This window comes from Mycolicibacterium insubricum (assembly GCF_010731615.1).
In the GTDB taxonomy this organism is placed as follows: Bacteria; Actinomycetota; Actinomycetes; order Mycobacteriales; family Mycobacteriaceae; genus Mycobacterium; species Mycobacterium insubricum.
The window spans coordinates 2,016,892-2,033,106 of record NZ_AP022618.1 but is presented as its reverse complement, the minus strand read 5'-3'; the positions used below and the strand labels follow the sequence as shown (position 1 = coordinate 2,033,106).

General features: G+C 68.5%; 21 protein-coding genes. 13 read left to right on the top strand and 8 right to left on the bottom strand.

Annotated features, from left to right (window positions below):
- Positions 1–27: 27 nt before the first annotated feature.
- The gene (locus G6N16_RS09740; RefSeq protein ID WP_083029896.1) at positions 28–675 is read left to right on the top strand and encodes a hypothetical protein; all 648 of its coding nucleotides are present in this window, start codon (positions 28–30) and stop codon (positions 673–675) included.
- 17 nt (positions 676–692) lie between these two features.
- Here G6N16_RS09740 and gatA read toward each other — a convergent pair whose 3' ends face one another.
- The 5 genes from gatA to G6N16_RS09715 form a co-directional block, all read right to left on the bottom strand.
- Positions 693–2,180 (bottom strand): Asp-tRNA(Asn)/Glu-tRNA(Gln) amidotransferase subunit GatA, encoded by a 1,488-nt coding sequence (gene gatA / locus G6N16_RS09735; RefSeq protein ID WP_083029897.1) that lies wholly within the window; start codon positions 2,178–2,180, stop codon positions 693–695.
- Entirely contained in the window at positions 2,177–2,476 is a 300-nt protein-coding gene (gene gatC, locus G6N16_RS09730; protein ID WP_083029914.1) for an Asp-tRNA(Asn)/Glu-tRNA(Gln) amidotransferase subunit GatC, read from the bottom strand. Before gatC ends, gatA begins: the two co-directional genes overlap by 4 nt.
- An 81-nt stretch (positions 2,477–2,557) precedes the next feature.
- Positions 2,558–3,091: a hypothetical protein gene (locus G6N16_RS21590; protein ID WP_179961192.1), complete on the bottom strand. Its 534-nt coding sequence runs from the start codon at positions 3,089–3,091 to the stop codon at positions 2,558–2,560.
- A 35-nt stretch (positions 3,092–3,126) separates the two neighbouring features.
- The gene (locus G6N16_RS09720) at positions 3,127–3,648 is read right to left on the bottom strand and encodes a hypothetical protein (protein ID WP_083029551.1); all 522 of its coding nucleotides are present in this window, start codon (positions 3,646–3,648) and stop codon (positions 3,127–3,129) included.
- Positions 3,648–4,034 (bottom strand): hypothetical protein, encoded by a 387-nt coding sequence (locus tag G6N16_RS09715; protein ID WP_133052884.1) that lies wholly within the window; start codon positions 4,032–4,034, stop codon positions 3,648–3,650. Before G6N16_RS09715 ends, G6N16_RS09720 begins: the two co-directional genes overlap by 1 nt.
- Positions 4,035–4,494: 460 nt before the next feature.
- On the opposite strand from G6N16_RS09715, the gene G6N16_RS09710 reads away from it, so the two are divergent.
- On the top strand, positions 4,495–4,980 hold the full coding sequence (locus G6N16_RS09710) for a CAP domain-containing protein (RefSeq protein WP_083029549.1): 486 nt from the start codon (positions 4,495–4,497) through the stop codon (positions 4,978–4,980).
- Between the two features lie 4 nt (positions 4,981–4,984).
- A complete protein-coding gene (locus G6N16_RS09705) occupies positions 4,985–5,458 on the top strand; it encodes a hypothetical protein (RefSeq protein WP_083029548.1) in 474 nt (157 codons plus the stop codon).
- Positions 5,459–5,475: 17 nt separating this feature from the next.
- On the opposite strand, the gene G6N16_RS22045 is transcribed toward G6N16_RS09705, so the two are convergent.
- Positions 5,476–8,091 (bottom strand): helix-turn-helix transcriptional regulator, encoded by a 2,616-nt coding sequence (locus G6N16_RS22045; RefSeq protein WP_083029547.1) that lies wholly within the window; start codon positions 8,089–8,091, stop codon positions 5,476–5,478.
- Positions 8,092–8,108: 17 nt separating this feature from the next.
- Positions 8,109–8,330, bottom strand: coding sequence for a hypothetical protein (locus G6N16_RS09695; RefSeq protein ID WP_083029546.1), 222 nt, complete (start codon positions 8,328–8,330; stop codon positions 8,109–8,111).
- 314 nt (positions 8,331–8,644) lie between these two features.
- On the opposite strand from G6N16_RS09695, the gene G6N16_RS09690 reads away from it, so the two are divergent.
- The 10 genes from G6N16_RS09690 to G6N16_RS09645 all read left to right on the top strand — a co-directional run bounded on the left by G6N16_RS09690 (position 8,645) and on the right by G6N16_RS09645 (position 14,971).
- Complete coding sequence (locus tag G6N16_RS09690; protein WP_163787846.1) at positions 8,645–9,214, top strand: hypothetical protein; 570 nt, start codon at positions 8,645–8,647, stop codon at positions 9,212–9,214.
- Between the two features lie 75 nt (positions 9,215–9,289).
- Positions 9,290–9,700: a DUF4189 domain-containing protein gene (locus G6N16_RS09685; protein WP_083029544.1), complete on the top strand. Its 411-nt coding sequence runs from the start codon at positions 9,290–9,292 to the stop codon at positions 9,698–9,700.
- Positions 9,701–9,768: 68 nt separating this feature from the next.
- The gene (locus tag G6N16_RS09680) at positions 9,769–10,188 is read left to right on the top strand and encodes a hypothetical protein (protein ID WP_083029543.1); all 420 of its coding nucleotides are present in this window, start codon (positions 9,769–9,771) and stop codon (positions 10,186–10,188) included.
- Positions 10,189–10,228: 40 nt separating this feature from the next.
- A complete protein-coding gene (locus G6N16_RS09675) occupies positions 10,229–10,633 on the top strand; it encodes a DUF4189 domain-containing protein (protein WP_083029542.1) in 405 nt (134 codons plus the stop codon).
- A 5-nt stretch (positions 10,634–10,638) separates the two neighbouring features.
- Positions 10,639–11,055: a hypothetical protein gene (locus tag G6N16_RS09670; RefSeq protein ID WP_133052882.1), complete on the top strand. Its 417-nt coding sequence runs from the start codon at positions 10,639–10,641 to the stop codon at positions 11,053–11,055.
- Positions 11,056–11,102: 47 nt separating this feature from the next.
- The gene (locus tag G6N16_RS09665; RefSeq protein ID WP_133052881.1) at positions 11,103–11,498 is read left to right on the top strand and encodes a hypothetical protein; all 396 of its coding nucleotides are present in this window, start codon (positions 11,103–11,105) and stop codon (positions 11,496–11,498) included.
- Positions 11,499–11,620: 122 nt separating this feature from the next.
- Complete coding sequence (locus G6N16_RS09660; RefSeq protein ID WP_133052880.1) at positions 11,621–12,088, top strand: hypothetical protein; 468 nt, start codon at positions 11,621–11,623, stop codon at positions 12,086–12,088.
- Positions 12,089–12,152: 64 nt separating this feature from the next.
- Positions 12,153–13,745, top strand: a complete 1,593-nt coding sequence (dacB, locus tag G6N16_RS09655; RefSeq protein WP_083029538.1) for a D-alanyl-D-alanine carboxypeptidase/D-alanyl-D-alanine endopeptidase — start codon at positions 12,153–12,155, stop codon at positions 13,743–13,745.
- An 11-nt stretch (positions 13,746–13,756) separates the two neighbouring features.
- A complete protein-coding gene (locus G6N16_RS09650) occupies positions 13,757–14,218 on the top strand; it encodes a hypothetical protein (RefSeq protein ID WP_133052879.1) in 462 nt (153 codons plus the stop codon).
- 96 nt (positions 14,219–14,314) lie between these two features.
- Positions 14,315–14,971, top strand: coding sequence for an ACT domain-containing protein (locus G6N16_RS09645; protein WP_083029536.1), 657 nt, complete (start codon positions 14,315–14,317; stop codon positions 14,969–14,971).
- A gap of 48 nt (positions 14,972–15,019) precedes the next feature.
- On the opposite strand, the gene G6N16_RS09640 is transcribed toward G6N16_RS09645, so the two are convergent.
- The gene (locus G6N16_RS09640) at positions 15,020–16,174 is read right to left on the bottom strand and encodes a DUF4878 domain-containing protein (RefSeq protein WP_163787845.1); all 1,155 of its coding nucleotides are present in this window, start codon (positions 16,172–16,174) and stop codon (positions 15,020–15,022) included.
- Between the last annotated feature and the right edge of the window lie 41 nt (positions 16,175–16,215).

Genomic DNA, 16,215 nt, shown 5'->3' with positions numbered 1-16,215 from the left:
ATGACCGGCGTCCCTTACCCTCGGGATATGCGAATCACGACGTTACCCGCCGCAGTCCTGGCGTTGGCCGGGATCACGGCGGCGGCGCCCGCCCAGGCCGCACCGGCGACCGCCATGGTCAATGTCACCGCGGTGAACGCCCAGGGCCAGCCGGCCAACGGCTACCGGGTGAGCGGATCGGCGGCCCAGGTCAGCGACTGCAGCAACCCGTCACCGGCCGCGGTCACCGCCGGCGTCTACTCCTGCTACCCCACCGCGGCGTCGGCCGACGTGTGCTGGACCGCCACACCCGGATCGCTGCTGTGCGCCGGTGACCCGTGGGCGCGCATACTGCACCGGGTGACCTACGACGGCACCCTGCCCGCAGTCACCCCGATCTCCACGCCGACCCCGTTCGCCATCGAACTCGACGACGGCAGCCGGTGCCGCGGGTACGCCGGTGGACCCGGCGGCGCGCACGTCCGCAAGGACGGCTACGAACTGGCCTACTCGTGCACCGGCACGGTCAACGTGCTGCGCAGGACCAGCCCGAACCGCCCGGCCACCATCAACCGGGACCAGTCGCAGTGGACCGTGCTGGTGGGTGCAACCGACGATCCGAACGCCGACTACCCCGCGCCGCAGACCCGCACGGTGACCACCGCCTGGTTTGCCGCGGCCCCCGGGGCCGACTGACCTCGACGTCGGTTCGGTTACGGCAGCGCGATGGGGGCGCGTACGGCCTCATACGCGGCGCCGACCCGGTACAGCCGGTCGTCGGCCAGCGCCGGGGCCATGATCTGCAGGCCGACCGGCAGCCCGTCGTCGGCCGACAGCCCCGAGGGCACCGACATACCGGCATGCCCGGCCAGGTTCAGCGGCAGGGTGCACAGGTCGAACAGATACATCGCCAGCGGGTCGTCGACCTTTTCCCCCAGCCGGAAGGCGGTGGTCGGGGTGGTCGGGCTGATCAGCACGTCGACGGACTCGTACGCCCGGTTCAGGTCGTCGGCGATCAGGGTGCGGACCTTCTGCGCCTGATTGTAGTAAGCGTCGTAGTACCCGGCGGACAGCGCATAGGTGCCGATCATGATGCGGCGCTTGACTTCCGGGCCGAACCCGGCTTCCCGGGTCAGCGCCATGACCTCTTCGGCGCTGTGTGTGCCGTCGTCGCCGACGCGCAGGCCGTAGCGCATCGCGTCGAAGCGCGCCAGGTTGCTGGAGACCTCCGACGGCAGGATCAGGTAGTAGGCCGCCATCGACTGGTCGATGTGCGGGCAGTCCACCTCGCTGATCTGCGCGCCGAGTTCCCGTAGCTGCTCGACGGCGGCGTTGAACGACTCCAGCACGCCGGGCTGGTAGCCCTCGCCGCGGTGCAGCTGGGCGACCACGCCGACCCGCACGCCGCTCAGGTCACCGTTCGCGCCGGCCCTCGCCGCGGCGACGACGTCGGGAACCGCCGCGGGTACCGAGGTGGAGTCGCGCGGATCGTGCCCGGCGATGACCTCGTGCAGAAGCGCGGTGTCGAGCACGGTGCGCGCGCACGGGCCGCCCTGGTCCAGCGACGACGCGCAGGCGATCAGCCCGTAGCGGCTGACGGTGCCGTAGGTGGGTTTGACGCCGACGGTCGCGGTCAGCGCGGCGGGCTGGCGGATCGAACCGCCGGTGTCGGTGCCGATGGCCAGCGGCGCCTGGAATGCCGCCAGGGCCGCGGCGCTGCCGCCGCCGGACCCGCCGGGAACGCGGTCGGTGTCCCAGGGGTTGCGGGTCGGGCCGTAGGCGGAGTTCTCGGTGGAGGAGCCCATCGCGAACTCATCCATGTTGGTCTTGCCCAGGATCGGGATGCCGGCGGCTCGCAGCCGCGCGGTCACCGTCGCGTCGTACGGGGAACGCCAGCCCGCCAGAATCTTCGACCCGGCGGTGGTGGGCATATCGGTGGTGGTGAACACGTCCTTGAGCGCCAGCGGCACCCCGGCCAGCGACGACGGCAGTGTTTCCCCGGCGGCGACGGTCCTGTCGACCTCGGCGGCGGCGGCCAGGGCCTGCTCGGGTGCCACGTGCAGAAAGGCGTTGTAGTCGGCGTCGGTGGCCGCGATCCGGTCCAGGTGGGCCCGGGTCACCTCCACCGAGGACAGTTCGCCGGCGGCGATCCCGGCGGCCAGCGTCGCGGCATCGAGGCGGGTGAGGTCGTCGGCGCTCATTCGCCCTCCCCCAGGATCTGCGGGACGGCGAACCGGCCGTCGGCCGATGCCGGTGCCTCCTGCAACGCCTGGTCCTGGGTCAGGCTGGGGACGACGACGTCGGGCCGGGTGACGTTCACCGACTTGAGCGGGTTGTCGGTGGGCCGCACCCCGGTGACGTCGACGGACTGGATCCGCCCGACGTGATCGAGGATCGCGTCCAGTTGGCCGGAGAAGCTGTCCAGTTCGTCGTCGGTCAGCGTCAGCCGGGCCAGCCGGGCCAGGTGCGCGACGTCGTCTCGGGAGATTTGCGACACGAGCACCAAGCCTAGTCAATCGCCACCGTCACGACCCGCGCCGCACACCTACTTCAGGTGTGCGGTGCGGCACTCGGGTGGTTATCCGTTGGCCGGCGCGACGTTCGCCGGGGCCTCATTGGCCGGAGCCGGGTTGGCGGGGACCGCGTTCGCGGGCGCCGCCGGAGCTTCATTGGCCGGAGCGGCCGGGGCCGGGTTGGCCGGTACCTCGTTCGCCGGTGCCGCCGGACCCTGGTTGGCCGGGGCCGGGTTCTCCCCGGGACACACCTCTCGGCCCTCGCAGGGCCCGAGATCGGTGCCCGACGGCGGCAGAACCGGCGGCGGCAACGTCGAGGACGGCGCCGACCCGGTCGACGATGTGGACGGCGCGGCCGTGCCCGACTTCGACGTGGTGGCCACCGACCCCGAGGTAGCGGCCGGCGCCGAACGCGGCGCGGTCCCCCAGGTCCGCGTCGGGGCGGGAGCCGGGACACCGGCCGTCGTCGTCGGGGTGCCGGACACGGTCGGCGTGGTCACGGTCACGGTGGTCGTGACCGGGGCGTTCGACGAGTCCTTCGAGCAACCGGCGCCCAGCAGTGCCACCGCCAGTACCGCGATCGCAGAAAGCTTTCGCATTGATCTCTCCCTGTCCAATACGGTGGTTCGCAGCATCAGGAGCCGTCATCCAGCCAAGACTTGTTCTTGTCGGAGGTGCAATGGGCGATCAGCTTGACCTTGCGACCGAAGGTGTTCCAGTTTGTGGCCGTGCCTTCGCCGCCATTGATCGGTTCCACGATGATGGTCGCACCCGATCGGGCGCGGCCCTCCTCGCGCGCGCCGTAGTGGCTATTCATATTGACCCCGATGCCGCCGTCCTCGATCACCTCGATGCCATCCGGGACGATGCGGCCCGGCGCGAGGTGGCCTCTCGTCAGATACTTCGCCTCCGGCGGGCAAACGATCACCACCGGGATCGTGTCCAATGCCGTCATGGAGTAGGTCTTCTCGACCGTGGTGTCGGTGGCCGAGGCGACGCCGGTGCCCAGGATCGAGCTGCCCAGCGTCGCCGACGCCAGCACAACCGTGGCGGCGATTGCCCGCTGCCAGCTGTTACTCACACCTGCGTTCATCTCGATTTCCCTTTCCAGCTGTGCGTTTCGTCCGGCCCGGTCGAATCGGTTGGTCCGCGGCATCAGTACTGCCCCTGGGCGGCCTTGGTGACGTCTGAGGTGCAATGGGTGATGATCTTGAGCTCGCTGGTGGAGACGTTCCAGTTCGTGGCGGTGCCGGAGTTGTTGGCAATGCTGACCCCGATGCCCCCGCTCTCGATCACCTCGACGCCCTTCTGGACCGCACGACCCGGCGTGTAATCGTGGTTGAGGAAGTACTTCGCCTCTTGCGGGCAGTAGACGTACACCTTGATCGAGTTCAATCCGCTGAGAGTGAAGGTCTGCTCGACCGTGGTGTCGGTGGCCGAGGCGACTCCGATGCCCACGATCGAGCTGCCCAGCGTCGCCGACGCCAGCACAACCGTGGCGGTCATTGCCCGCCGCCAGCTGTTTCCCGTTCCGACGTTCATGTGAATTCTCCTGACTGCCTGCTTCCCTCAACCTTGGCAACAGCAGGAAGCCGCGTCTGTCCACCGGCCGGCCCGATCGGCGGATGAACCGTTGCTCCCCCGGTCGGGGGACACACCGCGACGAAGTGCGCGTCGCCGACCTCCGGGCAGGCACGCAATTCACCGCCGCATCCCCTTTTCCGCGGCTACCTTCACCAACGGTAGGACTCAGTTGAGGACGCGATCAACAACACCGACTACCTGTTGTGGGATCCGACTACCTGTTTTTCTCCGAGCCTGATCCCACCGACGCCCGGAGCCGTCACACTGAGGGCGCCAGGGCGGACTTCAGACCGCAGTCCACCGATCGGTGGACGTGAAATTGGTCCGCCGCATAGCCATTCGGCCGACAACGGAGTCCGATCGAAAGTGCCACGGTGGTCTCAGCAGTCCGAAGAACCCACCTACGAGAGGACCGGACATGACCGCAAGACCTGTCAACCACACCAAGTTGTTTCTCGCCGGAGTGGCGGCGACCATCGCGATGGCCGGGCCGGCCGTCCTGATCGCCGGCTCGGGTACGGCGCACGCCGATCCGCAGACCCTACTCAACCTCGTCAACGACAAGCGGGTGGCGAACCACTGCCAACCGCTGACCATGAACGACAATCTGGTGGCGGCGGCCGAGCGTCATGTCGACGACATCGCCGCTACCGGCAGCATGTCCCACGACGGCTCGGACAAGTCCACCGAGCAGACTCGCATCCAGGGCGCCGGCTACGCGCCGCTGCGCGGTTGGGCGGAGAACATCTACCGCGGCACAAGCGAATCCGCCGCGGTGAACGCCTGGATGAACAGCCCCACGCACCGTCGGCAGATGCTGGATTGCTCCTACACCGATGCCGGGTTTGCCGAGGCCACCGGCGGCTCGCAAACCTACTACGTCGGAAACTTCGCGAGGCACTGAGATCATGGTCACCAACACCAACACCAATCATCACCGGCGCCACCTGGTGAACGCCGTGCTCATCGCCACCGTGTGGACGTCGGCGACCGCAGGAGCCGCGCTCATCGGAGCCGGGTCCGCATCGGCCGCCGAAGGGTCGGTCGAGCAGACCTACACCATCAATGGGTCGGATTCGATCAAGGTCAGTCTGCGCTGTCCGGGCAACAAGGCCGTAGACGGCCGGTATCTGCCTTACCTGGTGAATCGGATCTATCCGACCGCACTCGGCCGGGTGGTACCGCGCGGCGTCGACGTCTTCGAGAACGGCGGCGTCGGTGTCACCATGCGCGGTGCCGCTGATTGGGTGGAGCTGAAAGGTGTCTACGTCGGCGCGGAGGGGACCGCGACGAACTGGAACACCGCGCCGGCCAATGTCGTCATCAAGCTGCACTGCAGTGACGATTACGCCGACGCGCAGCAGACGATACCCACCGGATGAACCCGTGCCGCGGCCCGTCAGCCCGACACCGGCAGTCGCGGATACTGCGCGACCGCCGAGGACAATTCGGCCCGCGTGGTGACACCGGCCTTGACGGTAGCCCGGTAGATATGGCCTTCGACGGTGCGCACCGACAACGACATCGCCTGCGCGATATCACGATTGGACAGTCCACGAGCCACCAACAGGGCGATTTCGCGTTCCCGTTCGGTCAGCGGCAGGGTGACGCTGGCGGCGAGCAGCGCCGGGCTCACCGCCCCGCCGCAGTCCTGCGCGAGCCGACCGGCGCGGCCGGCGGCCGTCAGTGCACTGCCGCGTAAACCGGACTGGCGGTAGACCGCCGCGGCCTGTGCGGCGGCGTCGGCGGCAGCCAGCCGATCACCGCTGGCCTCGAACTCGCACGACGCCGCTTCCAGCCCGTGCGCATCGCCGTCGGCCAGCGCTGCACCGTAGCGGGCGGCGATGCCCGCCCGTGGCCCGTCGACCAGCGCCGCCAGTTCGGCCAGGCGGCCGGCGACGGTCACGTCGCCGAGCTGGACGGCAGCCTGCAGGCACAGCACCTCCCGGGCCGGCTGGCCGTGCCGCGCGGCGAATTCGGCCGCCTCGGCGGCGGCGGCGCGGGCCTCGCCGGCGCGTCCGCGCGCCGCGGCCACCCACGCGGTCGCCAACAGGCGACCCGATTCGACATAGTCGTAGGCAGGGTGTCTGGTGTCGGTCAGCTGCGCCAGTGCCGCGACCGCGGCGTCGACCTGCCCGCTGCGTGCCAGTGCTTCGGTAGCCGAGATCTTGAATCGGTAGTAGATCCCGCTGACCTCGCCGTAGCTGCCGATGCCCGCGGCCGCCGTATCGAAACAACGCAGGGCGGTCGGCAGGTCGCCGCCGCCCAATGCCGTCATACCGAGTAACGCCGATGCCATCGCCGACACCATCCCCGGCAGCTTCGCGCACAGTCGGTGGCGCTCCCGGGCGATGGCGAGGGCATCACCGACGTGGCCGGCGGCCAACAGGGCAAAGGCGTGAAACTCCGACAGGCCGGTGCCCTGGAAGCCGTCCTGGGGCGAAGCGGCGACGACCGCATACCCGGCGGCGGCAGACCGGACCGCCTCGTCGGTCCGTCCCAGATCGCCGAATGCGATGACTTCTGCGCACCTGGCCAGCGTCTGGCCGAAGGGGTCGAGTCGGCCGATGTCGATGCGCGACAGTGCGTCCAGCGCGGCCGCGGGATGCGCCGCAAGCACCAGCTGGACCGCCCGGAACGCCCGCAGGTGTCGTTGGGCCCCGGGATCGCCGCGCTCGAGTGCAGCGTCGATCACCGCCCGGGATTCATCGGGTCGCCGCAAAACCCACAGCAGGTTCGCGGCCCGCAGGACGGCGGGCGTGACGAGATGATCGTCGTGTGGTTCGGGTAGATCGAGGCTGTCGAGGAGCCGCTCGGTTTCGGCGCCCTTCTCCTGCAGAAACAGCACGTAGGCCAGGGCAACCACGGCCGGCGGGTCCGTTCCCGCCGCCAGTGCCGCCCGTGCGAAACGTTCGGCCAACGGGAGGTCGAGCCGCGACCGCGCGATCCCCGCTGCGCGGGACAACACCGCGACGTCCGGAGGAAGATCGGAATCCAGCCACAGCATGCCGAGACGCAGCGGATCCACCCGCGACGGATCTCGTGCCATGAGCGTGGCAAGCTCACCGCGCAACCGTCGCAGACGCAGCCCGCCGCACTGTTCCAGCCGGATCTCACCGTAGAGCGGGTGGCCGACGTAGACGAGATCGGCTTCCGGTGTCGCCCGGATCAGCCCGCGCTCCTCGGCGGCCTCCACAGCGCGCACACCGGCCAGCGACTCCAGGCAGCTCCGTTCGACGGGCTCGGCCACCGCCACCAGGTCGACGACGTCCCGGACATCGCCGGGAACTGCGCCGATCTGCGCTTCGACCAGTTCGACGAGCGTCGGCGACACCGACAGCCCGGTCATCCAATGCAACTGTCCCTCCGCCGACACCAATCGTCCCGCGGCGAGCTCCTGTTCCACCAGGTGGCGCAGAAACAGCACGTTGCCGCGCGTCAACTTCCACATTCGATGCGCACAGTCGGGGCTCACCGCGCCGAGGACCGACACCAGCAAGGCCTCGGACTCCGGTTGTGACAGCGGCTGCAGCTCGATGCGCCGCAGCACACGGTCCTTCCACAACAGAGACACCGCGTCGGCGGAGGGCTCGGCGGTACGGACGGTGGCGACGACCGTGGCAACCTCGTGGTTCACGAGTTGATGCACGGCCAGCGCAGACAAGTCATCGAGTAGGTGCACGTCGTCGACCACCACCAGCAACCGGGCCGCTCCAGCACGCGCCGTCAGCGCGGTGATCACCTGGTGCGCCATCGCCAGCGGGTTCGCGTCGAAATCGTCGATCCACCCCGCGAAGGCGCCCAGCGGGACCGATCGGCCGGTCGCCGTACCGGCCAGCCGGGCGACGGCCCAACCGGCGGCGGCCAGTCCGTCCGCGACCTCACGCGCCAGCCTGGTCTTGCCGACGCCGGCCCGCCCGGCGATCGCGACGCCCCGGCACTCACCGTCGGCGAGTGCATCGGTAATCAACCGCAGTTCCTCACACCGCCCGGTGAGCGGCCAGCGGTCCCCCATATCAGCGATTTTAGAACTCAACTGCTTCCCGGGTCCGGGAATTTCGACAGTTCGGCGGCCAACTTCCGGTGCGCCAGCGCGAACACACTGTCCAAACCTTCCGGCTCGACGTGCAGGTAGGTACAGATGACCTCGTCGGCCACGCCCGCGGCACGCAGGCGCAGCGCCAGCGAATGCGCGTCGGGAAGTCGCCGCAACGCTGCCTCGTAACCGCGGCCCCCCTCGTGCACCGTGTTCACGTTGCCCTCCTGCCTCGGCCCGACGGCAACCCGGCTACCGGGAGCTGAATGCGGGCCGTTCGGATTCCACTGTGGCCGCAGCCGCGCGACGCGGGGTCCGTGCCCGACTACCCGAATTTCCTCGGCCCTGCGCACCGCACTACCCGTAATGCCGCTCGACTACCCGTCCGTCGTGCGGGTCATCGGGTACGGGTAGCGCTCGGCGTGCATCGGGTAGTCGGACACCACCTGGTCCGGATTGCAGGTAGTCGCGTCCGGATACCGGGCAGCCCGGGCCGACCGACAATCACAGCCCGAACGGGAAAGGAATATCCATGACCGCAATCCGCATCAGCTCGCGGTGTCCACCGATCGCCCGACAGCTGATTCCCCCACTGCGACCGCCGTTGGCCCGACAGACACCGCAGACCCGCCGAACGAAACTGATTACCACAGCAGGAAGTTCAGAAATCCACCGCAGAGAACGGATGACACCGATGTTCACAATCAACCACCAAGCACTCCGGCGGATGAGGACGGCCGCGGTATCCGGCACTCTCGCCGCCCTGACGGTGGGCGGCGCATTGCTCGCCGCCGGCACCGCCAGTGCCGACCAGGTTGTCCAAAACACCTACACGATAGCGGGATCGAACTCGATCAACGTCGCTATCCACTGCCCGGACGGGATGGTCCTGAACAACACCTCCTATTCGTCGAACGACCGTGCAGTCCCGCACGGAGTCGAGGTGATCGAGGCCGGAACGGCCGTGGGCGTCAACATGGGTAGCCCATCCACCATTGACGACATCAACGGGAAGCGGTTCAAATCCGCGTCGGGCACCGCCACGAACTGGAGCCCGTTCACCCAGGACCTGATCATCAAGGGCCACTGCGTGAATGCGTAGGCACGGCACTCGTCCGCCTACCACAGCAACCACCCGAACCAACACACTCGCAAACACCAATCGGAAGGAATCACCATGAACACCAATCGCCAACGGATCGCCGGCCTGTTCGCCGCGGCGGGCGCGACCGCTGCGCTGGCGCTGGCCGCCGCGCCGGCCGCATTCGCCGACGGCAGCTGGGGCGCCATCGCCATCTCCCCCGACGGCACGCGCTGGGCGGTGTCGACCGGCCAGGCCGACATGAACGCCGCCAGAACCACGGCCGCCTACCGGTGCATGGGCAACGGTCCCGGTTGCAGCGGCAACGTCACCGCCTTCACCGACTGCGGCGTCCTGGTTCGCGACGGCGGGAACCTGTTCGTCGCGACCGGTGCCACCAAGGAAGATGCCGAGGACGTGGCCGAGGAACAACACCCCGGCAGCACCCAGGTGACCTGGGGCTGCAACGACCCGAAGGGCAGCGGCCCGGCCAGCTACCGCGGCTGACCCGAACTGAAGCACCCAATTCAACAACCGCACCGACACAGACCCCACCGATAGAACGGACAATTCCCATGACCCCCACCACCAGCCGGACACACCGGCTCACGGCCGGCGCACTGGTCGGTCTCGCCGCGATCGTGGCACTCGGCACCGCCGGCACGGCGTCGGCCGACGACGTCACCCAGGAGGTGAAATACACCCTCCAGGCCGGGGCCTCGATCGAGGTGAACGTCGCCTGCCCGGCGAGTGCACGGTATCTGGTGAACCGCCGCTACGACGGCGCCAAGGGCCGGATCGTTCCCGCCGGCATCGACATCGCCGAAAACGGCGGTGTCGGCGTCAACATGCACGCCGTCTCGAACAACAGCGAATCGTGGTCCACCGGCGCGACCGGAAGCGCGACCAACTGGCAGACCAGCCCCCAGGACCTCACCATCAAGGCGCACTGCAGCAACAACCCCAACGACGGATATCCGATGGGCAACCGGTAGTTCCGGCCAACCAACAGAACCAGTGAGAGGAACACCCATCATGAACCGGACACTCTTTACCGCCCGGGCCGTGTGCTGCGCGGCCATCGCCACGGTCGGCCTCATCGGCGCCCCGGCCGCCGGCGCCGCCAACACCTGGGGCGCGATCGCCGTATCGCCACAGGGCGACTGGGGCACGTCGGTGTCACAGCCGGACGAAATGACCGCCAAGCAGGTGGCCAAGGGAATCTGCGGTAACGGCTGCAAGGTGGTGGCCACCTTCGCCGGACAGACCTGCGCAGCCCTGGTCAAGGGCGGCACCGACAACAAGTTCTATACCGCCACCGACAGCGACCCCTTCCGCGCGTTCGACAAGGCACAGCGCGACGCCAACAACCACCAGAACGCGGAGACGTCCCTGATTGCCAACCCGTGCAACGACCCTGCCAGCCAGCCGAACGGATGACCCGGATGACCACCACCGGGCCGGGATACCACCGAGCCTCCGCAGCAGTGATGTTCGGCGGCGTGACCGCCCTGACACTGGGCTTCGCGTTGAGCACCGCGGCCACCGCGTCGGCGGACCAGACAGTGCAGAACACCTACGCCGTCAAGGGGTCCGAAACCGTCAACGTCGCCGTTCGCTGCCCCGACAACATGTACCTGGTGATGTCCGACTACTCGTCGTCGGCGCGCTTGGTCCCCTACGGGGTCGAGGTGATCGAGAGCGGAACCGCCGTCGGGGTGACCATGACCGGCGTCGATCAACAGCAGGGATCCGGCTCCTACCGGGGCGCCACCGGAACGGCCACGAACTGGAGCGTCTGGCCGCAGGACATCGTCATCAAGGCGCACTGCACGGACCGCAAGCAGGTCCCGGTCGGGTAGCGCAGCAACCCGATGCCGAACACCCAACCCACGAAAGGACAACACACATGTCGAACATCAATGGATTGACAAGGTTCCGCCGGGGCGCGCTAACGGCATCCGGTATGGCCACCGCCGCGGTGATCCTGACACTGGGCACGGCCGGATCGGCCGCTGCCGAGTATGTCGTCGAGAAGAAGTTCACGATCGCACCCTCTGGCACCATAAACGTCGAAATCAAATGCGCCGAAGGGATGTACCTGGACCAGACGGACTACTCGTCGAAAAACCGGGCCGTGCCACGCGGTATCGAGGTGATCGAAGGCGCCTTCGGGGTCGGCGTCACCATGTTCGTCGACCCAATGGCGCCTCCAAACGGCCCCTGGGACTACGCAGGGGGTACGGCGACGAACTGGGATCCCACCAAATCACAAGACGTCATCATCAAGGCCCACTGCCGGTGACCACCAAGTAGATCAGGAAGGCAGATATGTTCAGCAACAACCAATCCGGCCGCAGTCCGGTAGCGACGGGTACGGGCGTCGCGCGGTCTCGGCCACGACGAATGAGCCTGTGGGCGACCGCGGTGGCCACCCTGGGCCTGGGCCTGGGCCTGAGCGCACCGGCCAACGCCGACGACAGTGACGACAGTGACGTCGTCGCGCCGGTGATCATCACCGGCGGTCCGCTCATCGAGATTCCGGGAACCATCCAGCTGCCGGCGGGAAGCGTCCCGCTGCCGGCGGGCGCCTACCCAGATCCTGCCGCACCACCGGTGAAGATCCAGGGCGAGCCGCGTCCTCCAACGTTCGTTGTGAATCCGAACAACGGCAGTGTCGGCGTCACATGGCCGCACGGAGTCAGCGAATCCGAGAGCTACCGGACCCCGAACGGGAAATGGGTGTTCATCGATAACCTGCAACGGATCTGGGTCTACGATACCGCGAGCAGTACCACTGAGCGGGTCAGCGCCCGGCCCCCGAAGCTAACCGCGAACTCCCCCACCCATGCACAACCGTCGACCTGCGCCTACCAATTTCTCGGCTGCAAGTAAACCCCGGGACTGCCCCCGCAAACAAGGCATATTCAGACCATCGGATGAGAAGCAGGGAAGGTACATGGCAAAATTCGCGGCGAGGAGTGCACGCGCACTCTCCGGTATCGCGCTGCTGAGTCTGGCGGCCGCCGGCTGCAATTCGGCTCCGGAGACCGAACCCGGGGAACTGCCCGACTCGGCCCGGGCGATCACCGACAAACCGGCCTATGCCCACGCGCGGTGGAACTTTCAGGTCGCCGACCTGGACACCGGCGAGGTGCTGCTGAGCCGGCGCCCCGACGAGATGGTGCTGACCGGCTCCACCGGAAAACAGTTCACCATCGGCACGCTGTATGACACCGTCGGGCCCGACACCCGGCTGAGCACGCCGGTGTACGCCACCGCGGCCCCGGCCGGGGGCGTGGTGCACGGCGATCTGATCCTCGTCGCCGCAGGCGATCTGACGATGGGCGGCCGCGGTGCCATGGCCGGGCGGGTCGACGATGCCTTCGACGCCGAGCACATCGATCACGTCTACGGCGACATCGCCCCCACCGCCGCCCGGGTGCACGACGATCCGCTTGCCGGCCTCGACGAGCTGGCCCGCCAAATCGCGGCAAGCGGCGTGACGGCCGTCACCGGGGACGTCGTCGTCGACACCCGGCTGTGGCAGACCGGACAGGGCCACGAGGGCAGCGTCCCACCGATCTTCGTCAACGACAACCTCCTCGACATCGACGTCACCCCCGGAGCGGTCGGGCAGCCGGCCACCGTCGCCCTCACCCCGGCGACCTCGGCCTACACCGTGGCCGCGAAGGTGACGACGACCGACGGCGCGACACCGTCGAACCTGACCGTCACACCGGATCCGGCGAACCCGCACGCGCTGGTGCTGTCCGGGTCGATCCCCGCCGGCAAGCCGCAGCTGACCGTGTACCGGGTACCCGACGCGGCCGGCTGGGCCCGCACCCTGTTCATCGAAGCACTCGAGCGGGCCCACGTTTCGGTCGGCGCCCCCGCGCTGCGCGCCGACGATCAAACCCGGCTCCCGGCCGTCGCAACCGTGCCGACGATGCCGAAACTCGCTGCGCTGCAATCCCCGCCGCTGCGCGAGTTCGGGTCGATGATCCTGCGCACCAGTTACAACACCGGTGCCAACGCGATGCTGTGCCTGCTGGCCACCCGCGCCGGTTCCACCGACTGCACCGACGGACTGAAAACCGTTCGGGCCGCCATCGACAAGGCCGGACTGACATCGGATGCGGTGGTGCTGACCGACGGCGAGGGGGCATATCCGGCGTCGGCGACGCCGGCTCAGCTGGTCGCCTGGTTGCGGTGGGCCAACGCCCAGCCGTGGGGGCCCGCCCTGGCGGCCGGGCAACCGATCCTCGGCGAGACCGGAACCATCGCCGCCGTCGGCACCGACAGCCCGGCGAAGGGCAAGATCGCGGCCAAGACCGGAACGGTCGCCGTCGCCGACCCGGTGACCGGCCGGGCGCTGTTCAACGTGCAGAGCCTGGCCGGCTTCATGACCACCGACGGCGGCCGTCGCCTAGTGTTCGACCTGTCGATGAGCGGCGGCAACTACCCCGACGTGCTCACCGGCCTGCAGCAGGCCAACTCCGACGTCGGGATGGTCGCCGCCGACATCCAGCAGTCGCTGTCACAAAGATGAGGAAACCCGTCATGACCACAGCACGTTCGACAACATCACGTTTGACCGCGACAGTCGGCGCGGCCTTCGCGCTCGCTTTCGCGGCCGCGGGCCCGGCCGCCGCCGGCGGACCCCCCAACACCGGCCCGGTTACCCCGATGAGCGGCGCCTACACCGCGCAGCATGGCGACCATCCCTCGGCGGTATGGGTCTTCACCCCGTGCGGTGAGGGGTGCTCCCAGGTCCGGTTCCCCAACGGCAAGACCGCCCAGGCCAACGCCGCCGACGGTCAGTGGCGACTCGACGAACTGGACAATCCCAACGCCGTCCAGTGCGTCAGCGACGGTTCCGAACATCCCGGCGACGTGCACTACGCCTGGGACGCGACGACACTGACCGGCTCGTTGTGGTCCACCGACGACGACGGATCGTGCGGAGCGCCGCCGGTTACCGACACCGGCACCGAACCGTTCCGGTTGCAACCGGCGGACTGAACGCGCCCCTTGAGACCGGTGAAAACACCGAGCGCCGCCGGTACCGCGGAGTTGCCCGGTGTGCCGGGTGATCGGCGCTGTGGAACAGTTGACGTCGTGTCGTCCTATCTCCTGCGCGTCCAGCTGGCCGATCGGCCGGGCAGCCTCGGATCGCTGGCCGTGGCCCTCGGTTCGGTCGGCGCCGACATCCTGTCCCTCGACGTGGTCCAGCGCGGCACCGGATTCGCGGTCGACGACCTGGTGGTCGAACTGCCGCCCGGCTCGATGCCCGATTCGCTGATCACCGCGGCCGAGACCCTGATGGGGGTGCGAGTGGAAACCATCCGCCCGCACACCGGACTCTTGGAGGCGCATCGCGAGCTGGAGCTCGTCGCGCACGTCGCAGCGGCGGAGAAGAAGCAGAAACTGCAGGTACTCGTCGACGAGGCGCCCCGGGTGCTGCGGGTGGGCTGGGCCTCCGTCGTGCGCCAGGACGACGCGTCGGTGCAACGGGTGGCCGGCAGTTCCGGTGCCCCGGAGACCCCGCTGGAGCGCAGCCCGTGGCTGCCGCTGCGGCACGCCGTCGCGCTGGACACCTCCGCGGACTGGATGCCGCAGCTGTGGCGGGATCTGGACACCGCACTGGCGGCAGCGCCCCTGGGTGATCCCGGTACGGCGCTGGTGCTCGGCCGCGCCGGCGGCCCCGAGTTCCTGGCTTCGGAGGTGGACCGGCTGGGCTACCTGGCCGGCGTCGTGGCGTCGTTGCTGCGCTGAGCGCGGCAACGAGCCCCGGCCGTCACCGGCCGGGGCTCGCTCACCGGGTCAGCGGAACGTGGCGCGCAGCGGAGACTGGGTGATGTCGACCTTGCCCCAGGTCAGCGCGTTGTCCGAATCGGATTTCGTGTCGCCGCTGGTGGTCCGGTAGGTCACCGGGAAGGTCAGGTTCCCGGAGAATCGCACCTCCATCGAGTAGCTGGAGAACGACTCCAGCTTCATCGGCGAAAGGTCGGGCATGCTCCATGCCGCGGTATTGGGCGCGGCGCGGTAGGAGTAGATGCGCTGCGGGCAGCCCGTCGGCTCCAGGTCGGTGGACGCCACACACGCCTGGATCGCCGCGACGATCGCGTTCTTGACGGACTTGGTGCCGGATTCACTGAGCTTGAAGTCGATCTTGGCGCTGCTGAAGCTGAAGTAGCCCAGGCCGTTGAGCAGCATCGGCTCGGAGGTCACCTCCAGGTTGTCGTTGCTGCTGCCCCAGTCCTGCCAGCCCGGGAAGACGTAGGTGGTGTGGTCGGCGACGGGCTTGCCGAACAGCGTGAGCGTCTTGTTCGCGTCGTCGTTGACCCCGTAGCTCTTCGGCTCGATCTTGATCGCCGCGTTGTCCAGCTTCCAGTCGTTGCCGGACTTCTTCATCGAGATGGTCTCGTCGGAGACCTTGTCACCGAATTTCGCCGACACGTGCACCCGCGCCATGCCGTAGCTGGAGTCGTCGTTGAGGATCTTGATGTCGGTGATCGGCGAATGCTCGATCTGCTTCTTCAGGATCTCGTCGGTCAGGAATTCCTTCTCGCCGGGCTCATCGTTGCTGAAGGACAGGGCGGCCTTGGCGTCACCGCGGGCCAGCGCCTCCAGGTAGCCGCGCATGGCGTCGCCGGCGCTGCTCTTGGAGCCGCCGGAAACGTTGACCACGATGATGACGCCGACGATCACCAGCAGTAGCACCGCGCCGATCACACCACCGATGATCAGCGGTTTCTTCGACTTGGCCGGGGCCGCGGCCGGAGCCCAGCCACCGGCCGGCGGCAGCGGCGCACCGGCGCTGACCGGTCCCGCGGCGCCAGGCACCCACGCCGACTGCGGCGGCGCCTCAGCCCCGGCCCAGGCGGCGTCGGGGTATTCGACGGCACCACCGGACGGGTTCTCCATCGGGCCGCCGCCCGGGTACTGCGCACCGGGCCCACCAGGAATGTTGGTCAAGGTCCTACCCCTCATCAATTGGCCGCGGCAATGCCGTGAGC